The sequence below is a fragment of the Kocuria sp. TGY1127_2 genome, from assembly GCF_013394385.1.
Classification (GTDB): domain Bacteria; phylum Actinomycetota; class Actinomycetes; order Actinomycetales; family Micrococcaceae; genus Rothia.
Genome location: NZ_AP022834.1, coordinates 2,920,132 through 2,940,317 on the forward strand (window position 1 = coordinate 2,920,132; position 20,186 = coordinate 2,940,317).

Annotated in this window: 20 protein-coding genes and 1 pseudogene; 6 read left to right on the forward strand and 15 right to left on the reverse strand. The window is 59.9% G+C overall.

The window, feature by feature from the left end; translation table 11 throughout:
- Positions 1–37: 37 nt before the first annotated feature.
- The 5 genes from sake_RS12920 to ykgO form a co-directional block, all read right to left on the reverse strand.
- Positions 38–1,039 carry an amidohydrolase family protein gene (locus tag sake_RS12920; RefSeq protein WP_178946220.1) on the reverse strand — a complete coding sequence of 334 codons (1,002 nt, stop codon included), beginning with the start codon at positions 1,037–1,039 and terminating at the stop codon, positions 38–40.
- Positions 1,040–1,041: 2 nt separating this feature from the next.
- Complete coding sequence (locus sake_RS12925; RefSeq protein WP_178946221.1) at positions 1,042–2,139, reverse strand: amidohydrolase family protein; 1,098 nt, start codon at positions 2,137–2,139, stop codon at positions 1,042–1,044.
- Positions 2,136–2,270, reverse strand: a complete 135-nt coding sequence (locus sake_RS13555) for a hypothetical protein (RefSeq protein WP_256394843.1) — start codon at positions 2,268–2,270, stop codon at positions 2,136–2,138. Before sake_RS13555 ends, sake_RS12925 begins: the two co-directional genes overlap by 4 nt.
- A gap of 18 nt (positions 2,271–2,288) precedes the next feature.
- Entirely contained in the window at positions 2,289–3,041 is a 753-nt protein-coding gene (locus sake_RS12930; protein ID WP_178946222.1) for an SDR family oxidoreductase, read from the reverse strand.
- A gap of 184 nt (positions 3,042–3,225) precedes the next feature.
- Positions 3,226–3,348 (reverse strand): type B 50S ribosomal protein L36, encoded by a 123-nt coding sequence (gene ykgO, locus sake_RS12935; RefSeq protein ID WP_129316372.1) that lies wholly within the window; start codon positions 3,346–3,348, stop codon positions 3,226–3,228.
- Positions 3,349–3,450: 102 nt separating this feature from the next.
- On the opposite strand from ykgO, the gene sake_RS12940 reads away from it, so the two are divergent.
- Entirely contained in the window at positions 3,451–4,509 is a 1,059-nt protein-coding gene (locus sake_RS12940) for a GTP-binding protein (RefSeq protein WP_178946223.1), read from the forward strand.
- A 70-nt stretch (positions 4,510–4,579) separates the two neighbouring features.
- Here sake_RS12940 and sake_RS12945 read toward each other — a convergent pair whose 3' ends face one another.
- The 8 genes from sake_RS12945 to sake_RS12980 all read right to left on the reverse strand — a co-directional run bounded on the left by sake_RS12945 (position 4,580) and on the right by sake_RS12980 (position 13,575).
- Positions 4,580–5,878 (reverse strand): MFS transporter, encoded by a 1,299-nt coding sequence (locus sake_RS12945; RefSeq protein ID WP_129358242.1) that lies wholly within the window; start codon positions 5,876–5,878, stop codon positions 4,580–4,582.
- A gap of 41 nt (positions 5,879–5,919) precedes the next feature.
- On the reverse strand, positions 5,920–7,140 hold the full coding sequence (locus sake_RS12950; RefSeq protein ID WP_129358243.1) for a M20 family metallopeptidase: 1,221 nt from the start codon (positions 7,138–7,140) through the stop codon (positions 5,920–5,922).
- Positions 7,141–7,321: 181 nt separating this feature from the next.
- Positions 7,322–8,347: a VOC family protein gene (locus sake_RS12955; protein ID WP_178946224.1), complete on the reverse strand. Its 1,026-nt coding sequence runs from the start codon at positions 8,345–8,347 to the stop codon at positions 7,322–7,324.
- Between the two features lie 25 nt (positions 8,348–8,372).
- The gene (gene ligK, locus sake_RS12960) at positions 8,373–9,056 is read right to left on the reverse strand and encodes a 4-carboxy-4-hydroxy-2-oxoadipate aldolase/oxaloacetate decarboxylase (RefSeq protein ID WP_129358245.1); all 684 of its coding nucleotides are present in this window, start codon (positions 9,054–9,056) and stop codon (positions 8,373–8,375) included.
- Complete coding sequence (locus sake_RS12965) at positions 9,049–10,101, reverse strand: amidohydrolase family protein (RefSeq protein ID WP_178946225.1); 1,053 nt, start codon at positions 10,099–10,101, stop codon at positions 9,049–9,051. Before sake_RS12965 ends, ligK begins: the two co-directional genes overlap by 8 nt.
- Entirely contained in the window at positions 10,098–11,285 is a 1,188-nt protein-coding gene (locus sake_RS12970; RefSeq protein ID WP_238147490.1) for a 4-oxalomesaconate tautomerase, read from the reverse strand. The genes sake_RS12965 and sake_RS12970 overlap by 4 nt, the downstream gene beginning before the upstream one ends.
- Entirely contained in the window at positions 11,282–12,643 is a 1,362-nt protein-coding gene (locus tag sake_RS12975; protein ID WP_129358247.1) for an MFS transporter, read from the reverse strand. Before sake_RS12975 ends, sake_RS12970 begins: the two co-directional genes overlap by 4 nt.
- Positions 12,643–13,575 (reverse strand): amidohydrolase family protein, encoded by a 933-nt coding sequence (locus sake_RS12980; RefSeq protein ID WP_178946226.1) that lies wholly within the window; start codon positions 13,573–13,575, stop codon positions 12,643–12,645. The genes sake_RS12975 and sake_RS12980 overlap by 1 nt, the downstream gene beginning before the upstream one ends.
- Before the next feature lie 183 nt (positions 13,576–13,758).
- Between sake_RS12980 and sake_RS12985 the strand changes: the two genes are divergently transcribed.
- Together sake_RS12985 and sake_RS12990 are read left to right on the forward strand one after the other, a co-directional pair.
- Entirely contained in the window at positions 13,759–14,433 is a 675-nt protein-coding gene (locus tag sake_RS12985) for a GntR family transcriptional regulator (protein WP_243155702.1), read from the forward strand.
- A 155-nt stretch (positions 14,434–14,588) separates the two neighbouring features.
- Positions 14,589–15,947: an aromatic acid/H+ symport family MFS transporter gene (locus sake_RS12990; protein ID WP_129358250.1), complete on the forward strand. Its 1,359-nt coding sequence runs from the start codon at positions 14,589–14,591 to the stop codon at positions 15,945–15,947.
- Between the two features lie 21 nt (positions 15,948–15,968).
- Here sake_RS12990 and sake_RS12995 read toward each other — a convergent pair.
- A pseudogene (locus tag sake_RS12995) lies at positions 15,969–16,363 on the reverse strand (N-acetyltransferase family protein).
- Here sake_RS12995 and sake_RS13560 point away from each other — a divergent pair.
- The 3 genes from sake_RS13560 (at position 16,316) to sake_RS13005 (ending at position 18,784) form a co-directional block, all read left to right on the forward strand.
- A complete protein-coding gene (locus sake_RS13560) occupies positions 16,316–16,441 on the forward strand; it encodes a hypothetical protein (RefSeq protein WP_256394872.1) in 126 nt (41 codons plus the stop codon). The pseudogene sake_RS12995 and the gene sake_RS13560 overlap by 48 nt on opposite strands.
- A gap of 175 nt (positions 16,442–16,616) precedes the next feature.
- The gene (locus tag sake_RS13000; RefSeq protein WP_129358252.1) at positions 16,617–17,738 is read left to right on the forward strand and encodes an alcohol dehydrogenase catalytic domain-containing protein; all 1,122 of its coding nucleotides are present in this window, start codon (positions 16,617–16,619) and stop codon (positions 17,736–17,738) included.
- An 83-nt stretch (positions 17,739–17,821) separates the two neighbouring features.
- Positions 17,822–18,784, forward strand: a complete 963-nt coding sequence (locus tag sake_RS13005) for an aldo/keto reductase (protein WP_178946228.1) — start codon at positions 17,822–17,824, stop codon at positions 18,782–18,784.
- A gap of 141 nt (positions 18,785–18,925) precedes the next feature.
- On the opposite strand, the gene sake_RS13010 is transcribed toward sake_RS13005, so the two are convergent.
- On the reverse strand, positions 18,926–20,044 hold the full coding sequence (locus sake_RS13010; RefSeq protein WP_178946229.1) for a PLP-dependent cysteine synthase family protein: 1,119 nt from the start codon (positions 20,042–20,044) through the stop codon (positions 18,926–18,928).
- Positions 20,045–20,186 lie beyond the last annotated feature (142 nt).

Here is a 20,186-nt window from a genome sequence, read left to right on the forward strand (position 1 = left end):
GCCTTGTCCCCTCTGCCGCGGAAACTCAACGCCCGATTCACCTCGCGAGGTTCGGCAGTACCCGCTCCGCCGTACCGTGAGCAATCGCCTTTTTCTCGGCATCGGTCAGCCGCGCCTCGTAGAGGAAATCTTGTGCACCATCCATTCTCACGAAAGGGTAATCGACGGAGAACATGATTCGATCTGCCCCGATCATTTCCACGCAGTACTGGAGGTTGGCTTGGGTGAACATTCCGCTCGGCGTGATCCAGACATTCTGGCGCATGTACTGAGTAAAGGTCCGCTCCACTCCGGTGACGCGGGTGGGAAGCATCTCATCAAGCCGCTCCAGGAAGAACGGAATCATTTCTCCCCAGTGCCCCAGGACAATCTTCAACCCAGGATGACGATCAAGGGTTCCCGAGAGAACGAGGTGCAAGAAGTGAACCGCTGTTTCCTGATGCCAACCCCAAGCGGCCGTTTGGAGCCGGGTCGAGACAACACTGCTGAAGCCAGCGTAGTTCTCTCGAGTCGTGTCGACGGGCGCAGGTGAGGGGTGCAAGTATATGGGCGCGCCGGTTTGTTCCGCAGCCGTCAGAAAATCTTGAAATCTGGCATCGGAGAGGAACCTCCCCTCGGTACGCCCGAAGACCAGTGACCCCGACATACCCAGTTCGTTGACCGCTCGGCGCAATTCATCGCCGGCTTGGTCAGGTGTCGAGGTCGGTATCGATGCGAACCCGGCGAAACGGTCCGGATGCTCTTTCATGGCGAGGGCCAGGTTGTCGTTCGTCGTCCTTGTCATCTCGGCAGCGACGTCGGGCGGCAGGAGCTGTGCGTTCAGCCCGGACAGAACCTGGACATCAACGCCGCACGCATCCATATCGGCCAGCCGTTTGTCCCCCAGATCGGCAAGCGCGGCCGGGTCAGGGGAACCGGGTAACCCATCCTCACTCGCGAAGGCTTCCTGGAAACCAGGACTGATTTTGGCGATCTCCGGCCCGGTCGCCCGAGCAATGTCCGGGTCGATGTAGTGCTCTTCGACAGTTACAAGCCGCATGGTCACTTCGTTCCTTCCACGTTCCGACCTCCGAGCCAGACTGCTTGGATTTCTCTGGTCGCCATGACATCGTGTGTCGGATCTCCCGCCACGAGCACCAGATCGGCCCGCTTTCCTGGTTCGACGACGCCTCGGTCGTCGAGCCGGAACGTGCGGGCGTTGAGACTCGTCGCGCTCTGGAGTACTTCCACGGGAGAGAGCCCGGCCTGGTTCAAGAAATGAAACTCCTCGTGAAGTGAGACTCCGTGAACGACGTTCGCGGGCACACCTGGCGCTTGGTTCGCATCCGTCCCCGCCACAAGGATCGCCCCCGCCTCGTGCATATCGGATACAGCGCCGGCCGCCCGCCTGTAATCGGAGCCCTGGTCCGCGAAGAATTCTGCGGTTCCCTTCATCATGGTCAGGGTCGGCGAAGAGACGATGCCCTTCTGCACCATTTCGACGATCAGGGTCGGGGGTAATCCCCGATCGAGAGGCGCATGGGTCAGGATATCGACGCCGATTCTGACACCGGTCTCATACGCGCCCACCGCGATGGCATGGGCGACCACGAGTTTTCCGGCCCGGTGGGCCTCGTCGACGGCTGCCTGAGCGACGTCGAGGTCCAACCCACCATTTCCCGGACTCTCGAGAATCAGCTTGATGTAGTCGCTTCCCTGATCCACACGCTCTTTCACGAGGCCGCGTGCCCGGTGCGCGTCATCCGTCATTGATTCTTCGGGGAAATTCGGGATGCGCGCATGCGTTCCGTGATGAGACACGAGAGGCGCACCCGCGGTGAGGATGTTGGTCCCGTGACCTTCGCGGCGGATCTGCTGCTGGAATTCATACGGCCACATGGCCATGTCCATTGCCGTGGTAATTCCGGATTTGAGAAGGTCGTCGAGCTGATTCGGGTCGGTGATGTGCACGTGGGAGTCGATGAAACCCGGCACGAGGGTACGCCCGGTTCCATCCACAGTGGTATCCGCCGAAATCTGGTCCATCGACCCGGCGGGCTCAATGGACAAAATCCCGGATTGGTCGAAAACAACGTCGTGCCGACCCTCCAGGAGAATTTCGCCATTGAACACGCTGACGGATGTGATGAGAGTTTTCATGGGGATTTCTCCTGATCGAGTTGAGCGTCCGCGGCGGACATGCCCAAGGCCGTTGCACTGCAGTCGCCACGTTCTTCGTCCATGGCCCCAGACTGCTCTTCTCGCCCGAGAATTGTCCAGGAATTCTCCATCAGTCCGCCCCATGCCCGCTATGTGATAGCGGCACCGGCAATTCTGAGGACCAGCTTTTTCGGCAGGAACGAGGCTCCTTTGGCTATCACTCGGTTGGTCAGTCCATCGATGAAGCTCGGGGTGTCCCGGTCCAGGGCGGACATGAGGCCATCGGCAAGTTGCTGAGTGGTCCTCATCCGTCCGACGGAAGCCGCCCGGCCCGCGTGGTCGAAGAATTCCGTCTCGGTTGGCCCAGGGCATGCGGCCAGGACGCGAACGCCGCTGGACTTCACCTCGGCCCACAGCGCTTCGGTCAGGGAAAGGACGAGCGCTTTCGACGCCGCATAAACCGCCAAGTGAGGAACCGGCTGGTATGAGGCGGTCGACGCGATATTGATGATCGTGCCACGCCCCCGGGCAACCATTGGCTTCACGAATCGGGAGGTGAGACCCACTACGGCGAGGCAGTTCAGCCGGACCATCTGGTCCAGGACCTCGGCGTCGACGTCGGCGATGTTGCCGTTGAGACCGAACCCCGCATTGTTGACCACGGTATCGATCTCACGAGATTCGAGTTTTTCCCAGAGCTCATGGGCGGCATAGGGCTCGGAGAGATCCATATCGAGAACGTCGACGCCGACCCCGTGCTTATGCTGGATCTCATCCGCGAACGCTCGAAGACGGTCGCGACGTCGGGCAACCAAGATGAGGTCATCGCCCCGGTGAGCGAATCGTTCGGCAAGTTCCGCGCCGATCCCCGATGAGGCCCCGGTGATCAAGGTGTTGGCCATTGCTGCTCCTCCTGGAATCCTCAGCCCCGATCTGCAATTCAGGGCTGTCCGCCTTAGGCGAGCTTCGCACACACGTCGGCTGAGTCCCACCACTGGAGAGGCTCTCCATACTCCGTATGCCGAAAGGGCCCCGGTTCTGAGTTTGAACCAGAGCCCTTTCGGCGTGTGGGTACGGGAGCCGGACCTATTTTTGGCGGCCCTTCATCCGGGGATTCTGCTTGTTGATGACGTAGATCCTCCCCTTGCGCTTGACGACCTGCGCTCCCGGCTGATTCTTCAACGACCGTAACGATGCCCTGACTTTCATGCTTCTCCTTTGTGCAAATGATTCTCATGAAGATAGTACAGTAGGAAAACCTGGGAGGACCAAAGATTGCGTTTCGGCACCACCGGACAGAAGGAGCAACACATGGATACGGTCACCGTGATCGCCGTTATCGGGGCATGCGAGCCAGAACGGCGTCTCCATGCGCAAAACCTCGCCCGCGAGACTGGGCAGGAGCTCATCCATGCCGAACGCTTGGGTGTTGCGATGGACCCCGTCCGGGAAGCCACTTCTTTGATCCCATGGACGCTTTCGAGCGAAGTCGTGGTGGAATACCCGATCCAGGCTCCGATTCAGGACATCATCGGTTCACTCGTCGATCCCGAGGAACCCACGCGATTGGGAGGCGCGGTGTGCGTTCTCGACGCGACTCATTTCTTCAGTGAACTCAATCGTTCCGACCACGTTGAACATCTCGAGATGCACCACGGCACGGCATTCACGGCCATGACCGCCAGAGCACTCCTCGCTTCGCAGCACATCGAGTATTGTTCCACGGCACTCATCGTGAATTGGCAGACTCTTCCCCCGGAAGAGCTTTCTCTGATCAAGGCCGTCATCGGTGAATTGAGCCCGCTCGCCGGCGTCGTACTCGAGGGCGACGAACAGTGGATGCGAGAACTTGCCGGCACCGATACCGAGGGAGAAAACTCGCTCCCTGATCAGCAATCGGAGATCCATATTCGGCCGGGCTGGGTCGCCCACCTGAACGGCCAGCACGCCTCCCCTCATCGTGATCCGAGAGTCGCGTCGATGCGCTACAGCAACCCGCGTCCGTTCCACCCGCTGCGCCTGAAGCGGGTTCTGGACGAGCACATCGAGCCAGGGGAGAGCGGGAATGTGGTCCGCTCATGCGGATTCTGCCGTCTCGCAACGCGCCAAGGAATCACGGCTCACTGGAGCCAGACCGGCGAAGTCATGTCCATCGAACCGCTCGCCCGTGACACCGATACCCTCACGGAACCGCTGAGTTTCGGGCAAGACATCGTCCTGACTGGCATTGACCTTCGGCCCGCAGCCCTTACGCGGGCACTGGACGAGGCGACCCTCAATGACCGCGAGCTGCTGAGCGCCCCAGAGACCTGGAGGTTCATGCCGGATCCGTTCCCGGTCTGGGTCACCGCCGACGACCGGCGCGAATAGGGTCCGCAGAACATTTCAATATCCGCAGGCTCTCACCGGCGTATGGACAGGACGTCGCCCGCAAACACTCTTACCGCAGGTCCTTGCCTTTGGTTTCGGGCAGGGTCAGCACCGTCAGCGCGGAAATGAGGAGAAAGATCATCGAGTAGATCGCGAACTTGTACGGGTCCCCCAACCAGGTGAGCACGTAACCGGCAGTGCCCCCGAAGACCGCGATCGCAATCGAGTACGGTACGCCGAACCCGGCCGTACGCTGGTCTGTGGAGAACATTTCCGCGTACGTCGCAGGCGCATGGCTCAGGAACCCAGCCAACAGAATCAGCTGGATACTGATGGCGAGAACCAGCTGCCAGGCTTCACCTCCGGAAGCCAGGGCGATCATCGGAATGCACAGAACCATGCTTCCGATCATTGCGATCAGAATGCACGGTTTCCGTCCGATCCTGTCCGACAACGCGCCCCATATCGGCAGAACAATAATGAACACCACGTTTCCGATCAGGGACGCGGTGAACGCAGTTTTCGAGTCGTAGTTGAAGGTCGTGGTGGCCAGGGAAGCCATCGAGACCGACCATACGTAGTAGGCAATCGTCAGCCCACCGGTCATCAGGATCACCTGTAGCCCGGTTCGCCAATTCTTCAGCACCGCAATCAGGATGTTCTCCTTCTTGACCTCGTGCTGTTTCACGGCTTCCATATGCTCAGTGAACAGCTCAGACTCCTCCATCGAGGAGCGGATCCAAATGGCGACGACGCCGAGCAACGCGCCGACAAGGAAAGGCACGCGCCACCCCCATGACCCCATCTGGTCTTCGGTCAAGAGACCCTGAAGGATAAGGCCGAGCACCAGACCGCAGATCAGACCTAGGGTTCCAGTCACGTATATCGAGCTGGCGAACAGTCCGCGCTTTTCGCGCGGTGCATGTTCTGAAAGGTAAGTTTGGGCGGCGGGCAACTCGCCGCCGTGTGAGAGTCCTTGGATGAGACGGCCGATGAGCAACAGAGCGGAAGCGAGCCAACCCACCTGATCATAGGTGGGACAGACGGCCACGATCAGGGAACCGACTGACGCGCTCACCACGGCCAGAGTCAGCGAGCGCTTTCGCCCCCATCTATCCCCCAAGAACCCGAAGAGAAACCCGCCGAACGGACGGGCAACGAACCCGACCGCGAACACGGCCATGGTTTCGAGGAAAGCGGATTGAGGATTTTCGTCGTTGAAAACTTGGGTCGAGAAATATACCGCGAAGCTCGCGTAAATATTCCAGTCGAACCATTCCAGGGCATTGCCGATTCCGGTGCCCAACAGGGTTTTTGCGTGCGACTGCTGACTCGGAGGGGGTGCAGTCGCTGTGCTCGGAGAACTCATGGTCGTCCTTTCGCGGTGTCTGACGTGCGGGGTTCGCGTGCTCAGGAGTTCAGACGCCGGATGGCCAACTCCGCGAGCAAGCGCGAGCAGTCGTCCAGTACCGAATCGTCATAGGTTGCGTGGGGTGAGTGATTGAACGCGGCGGTTTCCGGGTCTTTGTCCGGATCCACGGCAGCGACGAAAGCAAAAGCGCCCGGGATGCGTTCGAGGATCTTGGAGAAATCCTCCGCGGCGCCGACCGGTTTCGCCAGTTCTGACCACCGGCCGGGGAAGGCGTCCTCGGTGACCTTCGAGAGAAAGTCCGTCTCTTCGTCGTGGTTGGTTGTGACCGGGTACAGCTTCTTGGTCTCGATCTCGCACGTGGTTCCGTGGGCGGAGGCGATGCCCTCGAAGAGCCGGACGAGATTCTGGATGAGGCGCTCACGAGTTGTGGTGTCGAAGGCTCGCAACGTGAATTTCGCGGTTGCGTGATCGGGAATCACGTTGGCCGCCGAACCTCCGACCAGGCTTCCGCAGGTCACGACCACCGGATTGAAAACATCGAACTCCCGGGTGACCAGAACGTGGGACTGAGTCACCATCTCCGCGGCCACCGGGACCGGGTCCAATGCTTTGTGAGGTGCGGAGCCGTGACCGCCCACTCCGTGCACGCGAACGATGATCGTGTCCGAGGAAGCCATCAGGGCTCCCTGTTTGGAGGTGATGGTTCCTTGGGCATATTGCGCGGACCACACGTGCAAGCCATATGCGTGATCCGGCAGGCGCCCTGCCGATTCGAGGAGCCCTTCGTCGATCAGATGTTGCGCGCCGTCCCAGCCTTCTTCGCCGGGTTGAAGGAAGAAGACGACGTCGCCGGCAAGCTCCTGCCGGACGGCGTGCAATGCCCGGGCAGCACCGATGATGCCGGCCATATGCATATCGTGCCCGCAACCGTGCATGGCTCCATTGGTCGAAGCCCAGGTCAGACCCGTCTCCTCCGTTACGGGAAGAGCATCCATGTCGGCGCGCAGCAACACGGTCGGTCGTTTCTCGAGCGGCGTTTTCGCTCCCGCGCCTCCCCGCAGAACCGCCGTGAAACCGGAAACCTGGCGGGCATCCGTGATTTCCATTCCCAGCGACTCGAATTCCTGGCGAACCCGGGCGTTGGTCTGCGGCAAGTGGAGACCGGGCTCGGGGATCTGGTGCAGTTCCCTGCGCAGAGAGATGATCTCCGCTTCGTTACTCGCGATGATGGCGGCGATCTGTTCGGACAAGGAAGACATGATGTGGCGAAATTCCTTTCGTCGGTGGAGGAACACCATATGAGCCGCCGGTTTTTGTGATCGGCGACTCATATGGTCGTGTTCCAGGCTACTCCCGCCGCGTTTCCAACTGTCATCGAACCGCTTAACAGGGCGCAAGCCAGGCCCGCCACGGCTTTTCTTCCTCGGCACCGTACCGTGGTCAGTCCGTATAGACCTCCTTGACCTCTTCATGCTTGATGCCGTCCATCGCTTCGCGGTCGATCTGTTCCTGATTCTCGACATCAGGGGTTCCGTGGGTGTGGAAAGTAGGCACGGTCTTCATACCCCATGCTTGACCCTTGGCCCGTTCGGTTTCCGTCCACTCGACAACCGGCCAGTCGGGGTCGAGAATCAGACGCGCTCCGGCGTTGGCCAATTCGATGCGGTTGCCGCCGGGCTCCCACACGTACAGGAAGAACGTCTGGTTGATGGCGTGCTTGTACGGGCCGTATTCGATGAAGATACCGTTCTCCAGGAAGATATCCGCGGCTTTCAGGATGTCCTCGCGGGTATCCGGAGCGAAGGCAAGGTGGTGGAATCGACCGCGCTCGCCCGTCCAGTCTTCGGAATAGACCACGTCGTAGGACTTCTGATGGAATCTGAACCACCAGGCACCGTATCCGCCGGAATCCAGCCGGACTCGTTCTGATTCGCGGGCCTTCATGACGTCGCGCCAGAATTCCCCGGCGGCGTTGACGTCCTTGGCGAGATAGTTGATGTGGTCCAGGCGCCGTGCGTTGACTCCTCGACCTGGGAAGGCGGAAGCCTGGTTCTTGAGCGCAGGCTGGTCCTCGATGTCCGGGACGTAATGCTCGGTCTCGTAGTAGATGGCCATGAGGTGTCCGTCCGGATCCTCGAATTCGTAAGAAGGCCCCACCCCGGCCTCAGGCTCCTTCCATCCGTGCCCCAAACCTGTGGCTTCGATCGCCGCGACGCGGCGTTCGAGGGCTTCCGGGCTCGTTGCCCTGTAGAGGGTTCTGCCGACACCGTTCGTGCTGGACGAGGTGAGCTTGATCGTGTAGTTCTCGTATTCGTCCCAACATCTCAGATACGCGGAGTCACCGATGCGGGCGATCACGCGCATCGCCAGCAGCTCCCGGAAGAACCAGAGGCTCTCCTCAAATTTGGGTGTCAACAGTTCGACGGCTCCCACGTGTGAGAGGTCGAAGTTCTCCATCTCGGCCATGAGATGTCCTTCCTCTTGCCGGCAGTCAGTCCAGGTACGTCAGCCCGGCCGCCTCTAGCGGCTCGCGCATGGAATAGAGGTCAAGTCCCAGTGTTCCTTCCCGGAACTTCTGGCGCTTGGCCTCTTCCCGGTCTTCTCGCTCTTGGGCTGCACGGACCACCTGTTTCACACGGTCCTTCGGGACAACGACCACGCCGTCGTGGTCGGCAGCCACCACGTCGCCCGGATGAATGAGCGCATTCGCGCACACGACGGGAACGTTGACGGAGCCGAGTGTCGCCTTGATGGTTCCTTTGGAGTGGATCGCTCGGGCAAAGACCGGGAAGTCCATCTCTTCGAGTTCTCTGGTGTCCCGGCAGCCGCCGTCGATGACGAGGCCCTTGGCACCCTGGGCGCGCATCGACGTCGCCAGCAGCTCCCCGAAGAATCCGTCTTCGCTCTCGGTCGTGCAACCGGCGACGACAATATCCCCTTCCTGCACCTGTTCCGCGGCAACGTGCAGCATCCAGTTGTCGCCCGGCTGAAGCAGGACCGTCACTGCCGGTCCGCACAACTTCGCCGAGGGGTAAATGGGCCGAATATAAGGGCGCAGGAGTCCCACGCGCCCCATGGCCTCGTGGATCGTGGGTACTTCGAACGCGCTGAGCGCTTCGACATCCTTCGCGTCGGGACGCTCAATAGCGGTGTGGACGACTCCGAGATCAAACATGGGGCACTTTCCCTTTCTCTTCCATTGCGGTGTTCTGACCGATGCGGCGGTCCAACCTCTTGTAGACCTTCCGAACATTGCGTTCGTAGATGTCTGCACGTTCCTCATCGTTCAACGGTGCCGCTGCAATGTAGCGAGCCGTATCGTCGAAGTAATGACCCGTTTCGGGATCCACGCCTCGTACGGCTCCGATCATTTCCGAGGCGAACAGGACATTCTGACGCGGAATAACGGAGAGAAGCTCATCGATACCGGGCTGGTGATAGACACAGGTGTCAAAGAAGACGTTGTTCAGCAAGTGCTCGTTCACAGTCGGTTTTTCGAGTGATTGCGCCAACCCTCGGAAACGACCCCAGTGGTAAGGGGCCGCTCCACCGCCGTGAGGAATAACGAGTTTCAGTTCGGGGAATTGAGAAAACAGATCGCCCTGGATCAGTTGCATCACGGCCGTGGTGTCAGCGTTGAGGTAGTGGGCGCCCGTGGTGTGGAACGCAGGATTGATCGACGTCGAGACGTGAATCATTGCGGGCAGTTCGTGTTCGATCAATTTCTCGTAGATCGGGAACCATGATTCGTCCGTGAGCGGCGGTGAGGTCCAATGTCCACCCGACGGGTCCGGGCTGAGGTTAACCGCGACGATGTCGTGCTCTTCCACGCATCGATCGATTTCCTCCACACATGTTGTGGGGTCGACTCCGGGCGATTGGGGCAGCATCGTAGCAGGAGCGAAACGCTCGGGGTAGAGTCTTGCGACTCGCGCGCAGAGGTCGTTGCAGATGCGCGCCCAGACGGAGGAGGTCTCGAAGTCTCCGATGTGATGCGCCATGAAGGAGGCCCTGGGCGAGAAGACCGTCAGATCGATTCCCCGCTCGTTCATGAGGCGAAGTTGGTTGCCCTCGATGCTTTCGCGGATCTCTTCGTCAGAGATCGAAGGGCCACCCGGATCGGGCTCCGGACCGCCGTCGAGCGCGGCGATCTGTTGTTCTCTCCACTGCCCCAGAGCCGCGGGGGCTGTCGTGTAGTGGCCGTGGCAATCGATGATCATGATGTTCTCTCTTCCGTTTGCGATTGTCCGTCTGCGGGATTCCACACAGCCTGGGGTACGTATACGTGCCCGGACATCAGCAGGCGAGCTGTCCGGGTAATGCCTGCACGCTGCACATGGCCGTTTTCGGAAAGCTCCAAGTCAACGAGGAATTCGCCGCTGGGATGCTCGATCGATAAAACGCGTTCAAGCCCATCACCGGGTGTCGCCAGTCCGCTGACCACACTTCCGTCCATGCATGCGGCCGTCGCAACGGTCACCGCTGCCAGAACGCCTATGGACTCATGAGCCACGTGAGGTATGAAGCACCTCGTGGACAACGCACCTCCATTGCGGGGTTCCGCGATGAGTGTCATCTTGGGGTAGCTCTTGTCCCGCACGTCTCCCAAGCCCATGCGCTCTGCGCTCTTCAATCGCAGCTCTTCAAGGAGGGCTTTCAAGGCGGCGTCCTCATTGAGCTCAGTCGGGTCCTCGTAACCTGACCGCGCCACGTCGCCTGCACGGATGAGGACCATGGGTTGGCCGTTGTCGATCATGGTCGTCTCGAGTTCCTGTCCGGAGTCCAAAACGACGGTGTCGCGCTCGTTCCCCGTGGGCAGGAGCGCCGATGCCACCGAACCTTCGGTGTCGCGGAACATGATCTCGATCGGGGAGGCAGTTCCACCGACTCCGTCGATCGCGGTATCGCCTTCGTACGCGACCTCGAAGTTCTGACGGTTTTCGTCCTCGGTCCGTGGGGTATGGACGGTGATCTCGGCGACCAATCCGGTATTGAGGGTTCGAACTACCGCGGTCGTCGTCTCGTCCGCGGGTGTGATGAGGCCAGTTTCCAGCGCATAGGGAACCACAGCCGAGAGCATATTTCCGCAGTTCGCGGTGGTCTGAACCCCCGTATTGCCTGGTTGGAGCTGCGCGAAGGTGAAGTCGAGGTCCACCCCATCCTCGTGAGAGGCGCTCACGATCCCGACCTTGCTCGTCAGGGGGTGTCCCCCGCCGATACCGTCCACTTGAAGGGGATGGGGGCTGCCCATCACGGCTGCGAGTACCCGGTCCCTAAGTTCTCGCTCGGTAGGGAGATCGGGTGCATAGAAGAACGGTCCGCGTGACGTGCCACCACGCATGAACAGTGTGGGGATGACCGTCTGGGAACCGGAGACCGGCTTGGACACGTTGGCAATGGTCACAGTGATAACTCCTCACTAGTCGTTTCCGGTTGGTCAGTAGGTCGAACCCGAGTCTTTCGGCCGAACAGGGCCAAAACAATCGCTCCGAAAATCCATGTTCCGGCGATGAAGAAGAAAACGGAGGAGTACCCCGAGGACCCGTAGATTGCTGCAATGATCAAAGGCCCGAGTGCGTTCGAGAGCCGCCCTATCCCGTATGAGATGCCAGTTCCCAACGAACGAGTCCGGGTATCGAAGAGTTCGGGAGAGTAGGCGTACGCAAATGATGTGTATCCGCGTTCGAACATATTCACCAGGAATCCGAAGACGACGATCATGATTGGGTTGAAGGTCAAGCCGTACAGCAGCCCGCACAGACCGATGACGACGCCGAAGATCACAAGCAACCATTTGCGCTCGAATTTGTCGGTGATCAGTGCCGCCAGCAGGGAGCCGAGGGGCGCGCCGATAGTCGTCAGCGCGACGTAGAATATTGACTTTTCGACCCGGAATCCTTGGTCTGCAAGCAAAGTCGGGGCCCAACTGGAATAGCCGAAGAACCCAACGGTCTGCGTGATCCACAGGATGGACAAAACGAGCAGGGGCCCGATGTATCGCTTACGGAACAGCGTTCGAAGAGGGGTGTTCTCCGAGCGCCTCACTTCCTCTTGCGGCGGGGCCGGATCAGGTATGGATACGCCGGTTGCCGCTACCTGTTCCTCCATGCGCCGCAGGACGTCTTCTGCTTTTGTCAGCTTGCCTTTGCTCTCGAGCCAGGTCGGGGATTCCACGAGAGCCTTGAAGCCGAAAATGAGAATGGCACCGAGTGAACCCCACAGATAAACCAACCGCCAGCTGGAATCGCTCAACGGAACCACGAAGCTCGCAATAAATGTGGTCACGGGCGTTCCACAGATTCCGATGACCATCGCGTATGCCAGGTACCGCCCGCGGACTTTGGCCGGGAATACCTCGTTGACGTAGATGACGGCGATGACCGTCATGGCTGACAATCCGGCCGAGGTGAGGAACCTGAGGACGGCCATTGAAGTGAAGTCCCAAGCCGCAGCCGTCAACAGGGAAAACACCGAGAACCACACCGTAGTACTGATCAACGCAAACTTGCGTCCCCATTTGTCAGCCAACCAACCGCCGACCAGCGATCCCAGGAACATGCCGACGAAGGCGATTGAGGTTATATAGCCGACCTGGGGCACCGACAGCCCCCAAACCCGTCTGAGCTCAGGTGCCGTGGCAGCGAAGGTATTGATGTCGGCGAACTCGAAAAAGTATGCAACCGCGATCAGAGCGATCATGGTCTTGTGGAACCGGGAGACGGGTAGTCGGTTGATCCGGTGGATCGAATTTGCTGTCTGCATCAGTCCTCGTTTCCGAGGACATTGTCCGCCCAGTAGAGGTTTCTCGGGTTGTCGACCAACAAGGCTTGCTGGGATCGACCCGTTCCTGCAATCAGAGGAATGTAATTGAGGAGCACGGCGTCGTCCGGCATGTGCGTTTTCAGGTTGGGATGGGGCCAATCGGTCCCCCACAGGACTCTCTGTGGGAACTCGTCAATGACTCGTCGCGCGAAGGGCACGACGTCGGTGTAGATCTGCTCTGCACCGTCTCGGGCGAAAGGCCCCTCCGCGGATAGGCGTTCGGGACAACTCACCTTGACCCAGGAACCGGTTCTGTCGACGAAACTCAAGAATTTTTCGAATTCGGAAGACTTGTCTCCTGCGGAGACCTCGGGCCTTCCCATGTGGTCGATGACCAGAGGTACGTCGATCTTCTCCAGCAGCGACTCGATATCCGGCAGCGAATCCGGCTCAAAGTACACCACGATATGCCAGCCGAATTCTTTGATCTTCGAGGCGACAGTCACCAGGTCATCGGATGGATCCTTGGCGACCAGTCGCTTGAGGAAATTGAACCTCACACCGCGGATTCCGCGTTCATGCATCATTGCGAGGTTCTGCTGAGTGATTTCGGGCCCCACCGTGGCTACGCCACGGGCAGTGTCTCCGAAGAATTCGAGCGCATCGAGCAACGCCGAGTTGTCACGGCCGTGGCAGGTCGCTTGGACGATCACGTTCCGCGAAAGCTCGAGTTTCTCCCGCAGTCGTTGAAGGTCCCGCTTCCCCGCATCGCACGGCGTGTACTTCCGTTCGGGTGCATAGGGGAACTCTGCCGCTGGGCCGAATACGTGACAATGAGCGTCCACCGCGCCGGGCGGCATCACGAAGGTCGGATTGCTGGGGTTGGGTTCCCAGTCAAGCCAGCCCGGAGTTTTGGTAAAGGTTTCAGGCATCTGAGCTGACCTCCTTGTCATGGGGATTACCCCGCAGATGCGATGTGGATTACATGAGCGTACATCGTAAACCTTATTGTTTACAATTCTGCAAACGATTGCGCGATGCACGCGGTAGACTGGAACGATCTGAGAGATTGTGTGACCAGAAGGAGAGCCGCCTTGCCGGAGGACAGCTCAGCTGTGACAAAAACGAAATATGCCCCAGGAAGCACAGGACGCACCCATTCCACCTCAGCCCCACAGCTGGTCAGCCTGCTACGAGAGGCGATCATCTCCGGCCAGCTGGTTCCCAACCAGCGGCTTGTCGAAGCCGATTTGTCCGAAGAATATGGTGCTTCACGCGGCAATGTTCGCATCGCCCTGTCCGAGCTGAGCGTGGAGGGCTTGATCGAGCGTGTTCAGAATCGAGGGGCCCGAGTACGAGCCGTGTCAGTCAACGAAGCCGTCGAAATCACCGAGGTTCGCGGCGCGATCGAGGCCATGTGCGCCAGGAAGGCCGCCGAAAAGGCGACCAGTGAGAACATCTGCGAACTGCGCTCCATTGCGGAACGGATGACCCAGGCGGTCGAGACGGGACATCTCAACGAATATTCTCAGTGCAATAAAGAACTCCACGCGCTGATCATGGACATGAGTGGGCAGCGGACCGCCGCCGAGACCATCAAACGGCTACGCGGCCAAGCTGTGAGATACCAATTCAGACTCTCGAACCACCCGGGCCGCCCGAGCACATCCTTGCCTCAGCACCTTGCGATCATCGAGGGCATATGCAGCCATGACCCCGACGCCGCCTCACTGGCGATGAGTCGTCATCTCGACAGCGTCGCGGAGGCCATCAGGGCCACCGATATCTGAACTCGCCCACGGGTGTTCGCATAGTTAACTAAATTGTTGACAATATGTATGTGTCCTGATTCACTGATCCTCGATGCGAACCTCTGGCGAGCCACGTGAGAGGACTCGTATCCCCAGGGCCTCAAGGAGGAGGCTCATGTATTGAAGGGGATCTCATGACGACTCACGACCTTGCACCGCGCACACAGCGGATTACCAATAACAGGGCCTTCACCATAGTTCTGTCCCTGTGCTGGGTAGCCATCTTCTTCGACGGCATCGACACATTCATGTACGGGTCGACCATACCGACCATGACGGCCGACGATGGATTCCACATGACGGCGGCGCACGCCGGAAATATCGGTTCCTTCGCGACCTTCGGCATGCTAGTTGGCGCCCTAGCCATCGGCGTCATTGCGGATACGATCGGGCGCCGCTGGAGCATCATTCTGTGCTCGACGATCTTTTCGGTTTCTTCAGCGGGGTGTGCCCTTGCCGCGACCGCCACGACATTCGGGGTATGGCGCACGATCGCCGGTTTCGGGCTCGGCGGCTTGCTTCCGACGGCCATCGCGATGGTCTCCGAATTTGCCCCCGATCGCGTACGAAATTTCTCCGTGGGCCTCGTGATGACCGCGCACCAAGCCGGCGGAATCGTCGCACCCTTGCTGTGCCTGTACATGTTGCCCACATTGGGGTGGCGGTCGATCTACTGGGTTGGCGTCCTCCCTTTGATTGTGCTGGTCCCCCTGGTTCTTGCAATGTTGCCCGAATCGCCCACATTTCTCGTCGCCAAGGGCCGCATGGACAAGGCGCGAGCCCTCGCAGAACGCTTCGATCTGATCGTCCCGCTCGAAAAAACGACCATCAAGAAACGCGGGGGGACTTTCGGCCAGAACTTCGCCAAGTTGTTCCGTGGCCGCAACGCCGTCGTGACGCTCTTGTTCTGGCTCGGATCTTTCGGCGGACTTCTTCTGGTTTACGGCATGAGCACGTGGCTGCCTTCGCTCATGGAGTCCCTGGGGTTCGATCTCGGAAACTCCCTGGTGCTGTTGTGCCTCATTAACGCGGGTGGAATTGTGGGTACGCTCGTCGCTGGCAAGATATCGGACAAGTGGGGCCCGGTTCGAGTCTCGATGCTGTGGTTTTTCCTCACTGCGGTCGGTGTCTGCGCCATGGGTATCAAGTCGAGCATGCTGGTCACTTACGTCCTGGTCTTCGTCACCGGAATCTTCTTGTTCAGCGCGCAGATCATGATCTATGCGGCCGTCTCTCACGTGTTCCCGACGGAGTCCCGCGCCACTGCGCTTGGACTGACGACAGGCATGGGTCGATTCGGTGCAGTGTTCGGGCCGTGGATGGGTGGGCAGCTCTTCGCTCTCGGATTGGAAAAGTGGGGCTTCGTCGCCTTCGGTATTTTCGGGGTCACTTCAGGAGTCATGATGCTCCTGATCTATCTGGTCCTGCGAACCCACGGAGGAAAGACCAAAGAGGCCACGGAAGCGGAGAACGTCGTCATCCAGGCGGGATAGACGCACGACCCGCGGGGATCGTCACGACTGGGCGAACTTCTCCAGCGCGTCCCCGGTCAACCTGTACGTATCCCATTCGTCCTGAGGGAAGGCACCCAAGCTCTTGTAGAAGCCAATCGACGGTTCGTTCCACTTCAGGACACACCATTCGACGCGCTTGTATCCTCGATCGATGGCCGTCTGTGCCAGGCTGCGCAATAGCGCCTTACCAGCGCCGGAGCCCCGGGAATCTTCACGAACGAAGAGATCCTCCAAGTAGATTCCGTGGACTCCTTCCCAGGTCGAGTAGTTCAGGAACCACAGGGCGAAGCCGTCGATTCGATGACCCGAACCCGCAGGCGCTTCGGCGACGTACACAAAACGGTCGGATGTTCAGCAAAAACATCGTTCGCCAGCTTTTCCTCGGTAAGTTTCACGGCATCCGGCTCTTTTTCGTACACCGCAAGCTCCACGATGAGCTGACGGATTTCCGCGATGTCCTCCGGAACGGCTGAACGAATGACGGGACTCGACATACTAACCTCTGTGATTGATGAGTACTGGGCTTGCAGAATATCGGAGCCATAAGGGGCTCTACCAATTCGCCCGGCCCGTCAATGTGTGCCGAGCACCTCGGTTTCACGGGAGTAGCGTGTGATCTGGAACAACATAGCCAATGGAGGAATCAGCATGAAAATCCGCGGAGCCGTACTCACGACGTCGGATGCCCAAGGACCATTCGCCCAGTCCCGCCCTCTGCACATCCGCGAGCTCGAATTGGATCCGCCCCAAGAAGGCGAAGTGCTGCTCCGCATGACCGCAGCGGGCGTCTGCCATTCCGATCTGTCCGTCGTGGACGGAAACCGCCCCCGACCCGTACCGATGCTGCTGGGTCACGAGGGCGCGGGGATCGTGGAGGAAATCGGCGAAGGAGTCACCGAACTGGAGCCCGGCGATCATGTCGTCACCGTGTTCCTGCCTCGATGCGGAGAGTGCAAGAACTGCCAAACCAACGGCAAGTTGCCGTGCAGCCGGGGCCTGGAATCGAATAATGCCGGATATCTTCCCGGAGGCGGCCCACAGATTCGCCTCCACGATCCCGAGGGCGGCGATGTCTTCCATCACATCGGCGTTTCGGCTTTCGCCACACATGCCGTCGTCAATCAGGCGAGCGTAGTCAAGGTCGGTTCGGACCTTCCGCCGGAAGCGGCCGCTCCTCTCGGGTGCGCGGTCCTGACCGGCGGAGGCGCCGTCATCAATGCGGGCGAACCTCGGGACGGCGACTCGATCATGGTCGTAGGACTCGGTGGTGTCGGGATTGCCGCACTGTTGACCGCTATCGGCCTCAAGAAGGGCAGTGTCATCGGGGTGGACGCCAATCCGGACAAATTGACCCGAGCCCGCCAGCTGGGGGTCGATGCCGCCTATACCCCCGAGGAAATCATGGAACAGTCGATCAAGGCCGACCTCGTGATCGAAGCGGCCGGTCATCCCAAAGCTTTCGAGACCGCTTTCAACTCCACGGCGTTGGGCGGGCGCACGGTCACAGTGGGGTTGCCTCACCCTGAGGCAGAATCTGTCATCCATCCCCTATTGCTAACTTCGGAAGCGCGCACCGTAGTCGGCAGTTACCTCGGATCCGCGGTGCCGTCCCGCGATATCCCCAAATACGAGGAGCTGTGGAGAAAAGGCGAGCTGCCCGTGAACGAGCTGATTTCCGACCGGATCAAGCTGGAGGATATCAACGAAGCCATGGATACACTGGCCAACGGCCAGGCCGTCCGCCAAATCATCCTCTTCGACGAGGCGTAGTTTCCGGGAGGCTCCGGAATATTTGTCGCGCACCACATCGTTGTTCCCGTGAAGGACCTAGTTTCTGGTTAAAAGGAGTATCCATGGCTGAGTTCAAGCGCATCCCCCGTACCGACATTTCCGTCTTCCCCATCAATCTGGGTGGCAACACCTTCGGCTGGACTTCGGACCGGCAGCAGTCATTCGATGTCCTGGACGCCTTCGTGACCGCAGGCGGCAATTTCATTGATACGGCCGACGTCTACTCCGCATGGGCCGAAGGTCACTCTGGCGGCGAATCAGAGACGGTACTCGGCGAGTGGTTGAAGGCTCGGGACAACAGGGGCAACGTCGTCATCGCGACCAAGGCAGGCAGCCACCCTGAGCATTCCGGTCAGGCTCGTGAAACAGTTTTCGCGGCTATCGATGACTCGTTGAAGCGGCTCCGCACCGACTACGTGGACTTGTTCTACGCGCACTTCGACGACGAATCCGTCTCGATCGAGGACCAGGCCAGGACATACCACGAGATCGTGGAGTCGGGTAAGGCCAAGAACATCGGTCTGTCGAATTACAGCCCTGAACGAATGAACCGCTGGTTCGAATACGCGACGGCTGAGGGACTGACCGTGCCCGTAGCAATTCAGCCTCACTACAACTTGCTCAAGCGCAAGGGCTTCGAACAGGAGTATGCCCCGATCGCTCGCAAGTACGAGACTGCGGTGTTCCCGTACTTCGCATTGGCTTCGGGATTCCTCAGCGGTAAGTATCACAGCAAGAGCGACCTCGAAGGCGCAGCCCGCAAAGGCATGATCGACGACTATTTTGCGAACGCGAGCCTCGACAGCGGAGTCGAGGTCGTATCCGCACTGGAGGAGGTAGCGGCGGATCACGACGCCGAGGTCACGAGCGTAGCCCTGGCATACCTGCTCGCAAAGGGAATCACGGCTCCAATCGCTTCCGCCCGCAATACCGACCAACTTCCGGCCGTGATGGCGGCGGCGTCTCTCGATCTGGACGACGCCGAAGTGTCGCATCTCGATGAGGTCTCGGCACCCTTCGCCTGATCCTGCGGGACTGCTCTGCGAACCGGCGCCCGCACTTCCCACGCCTCGAGCCGCACTGGCTGCATGGGGGGCGATTACCCGCGCCCCACGAGGCGGTGGCCGATCAGGACTGACCCCGCGGGCGCCCAAGGCCAAATAGAGTTAGAGCCGGCCCGTACGCATGAATTCCTCGAGCCGCGCACTATGGACCTCAACGTCGAATCCCGCGTCACTCAGCCAATCGAGGTTGTAGTACTTGTCGAGGTAGCGGTCGCCGGAATCGCATATGAGGGAGACGACGCTGCCGCGCTCCCCCGCGGCCACCATGTCCGAGACGATCTTCAGGGCGGCATAGACCCCGGTACCCGTTGAGCCACCCGCCTTGCGGCCGATGAGCCGTTCGAGCAGAAGGATCGCCGCAACACTGGCGGCGTCCGGGATGTGCATCATGCGGTCGATACTCGCGGGCATGAAGCTGGCCTCAACACGTTGACGACCGATTCCCTCGATCCGCGAGCCCTTGTCCGTGGTCGCATCCGGGTTCTGGTCCCGCCATCCTGCGAAGAAGGCCGAGTTGTCCGGATCCGCCACACAGATACCCGTCGAGCGCCCGGTGTATCGAACGTACCTGGCCAGTGTGGCCGACGTACCGCCGGTACCCGCAGTAGCCACGATCCATGCGGGCTCGGGATGCGGCTCCAGCCGTAGCTGGTTGAAAATCGATTCGGCGATGTTGTTGTTCCCCCGCCAGTCGGTGGCCCTCTCGGCGTAGGTGAATTGATCCATGTAGTGCCCGTCCGTCTCGCGGGCCAGCTCCGTGGCCCTGGCATAGACCTGGTCCGGGCTGTCCACAAAGTGGCATTTTCCACCGTAGGACTCGATCAGCTCTACCTTACGAACGCTCGTCGTCTTCGACATCACGGCAATGAAGGGGACGCCGATCAGGCGGGAAAAGTGGGCCTCCGAGACCGCGGTCGATCCGCTGGATGCTTCGACCACGGGCTTGTTTGGGCGGATCCAGCCGTTGCACAGGGCATGCAGGAATAAGGACCGTGCCAGCCTGTGTTTGAGGGACCCCGTCGGGTGGCTGGATTCGTCCTTGAGGTACAGGTCAACGCCCCACTCTTCGGGCAACGGTACACGGATCATGTGCGTGTCGGCCGAACGCTGAGCATCGGCCTGGACCGCCTTGATGGCCTCGGCGGTCCAGCGTCGAGTGTCATTGCTGTACCGGTTGATGTCTTCCACCACGGTCTTTGAACCGGGATCCTGGCTAGTCATGGGGTTGTCCCTCCGTGCGACCTGAAACTCGTTGAGATAGTTACACATCGTAAGGCCAGCGAACCGAAATACTGGGGAGGCCCACCGTCATCCACCTTCCGACCGGGCACAAGAACCATGCCTCTGTGCCGACGCCCGGTGG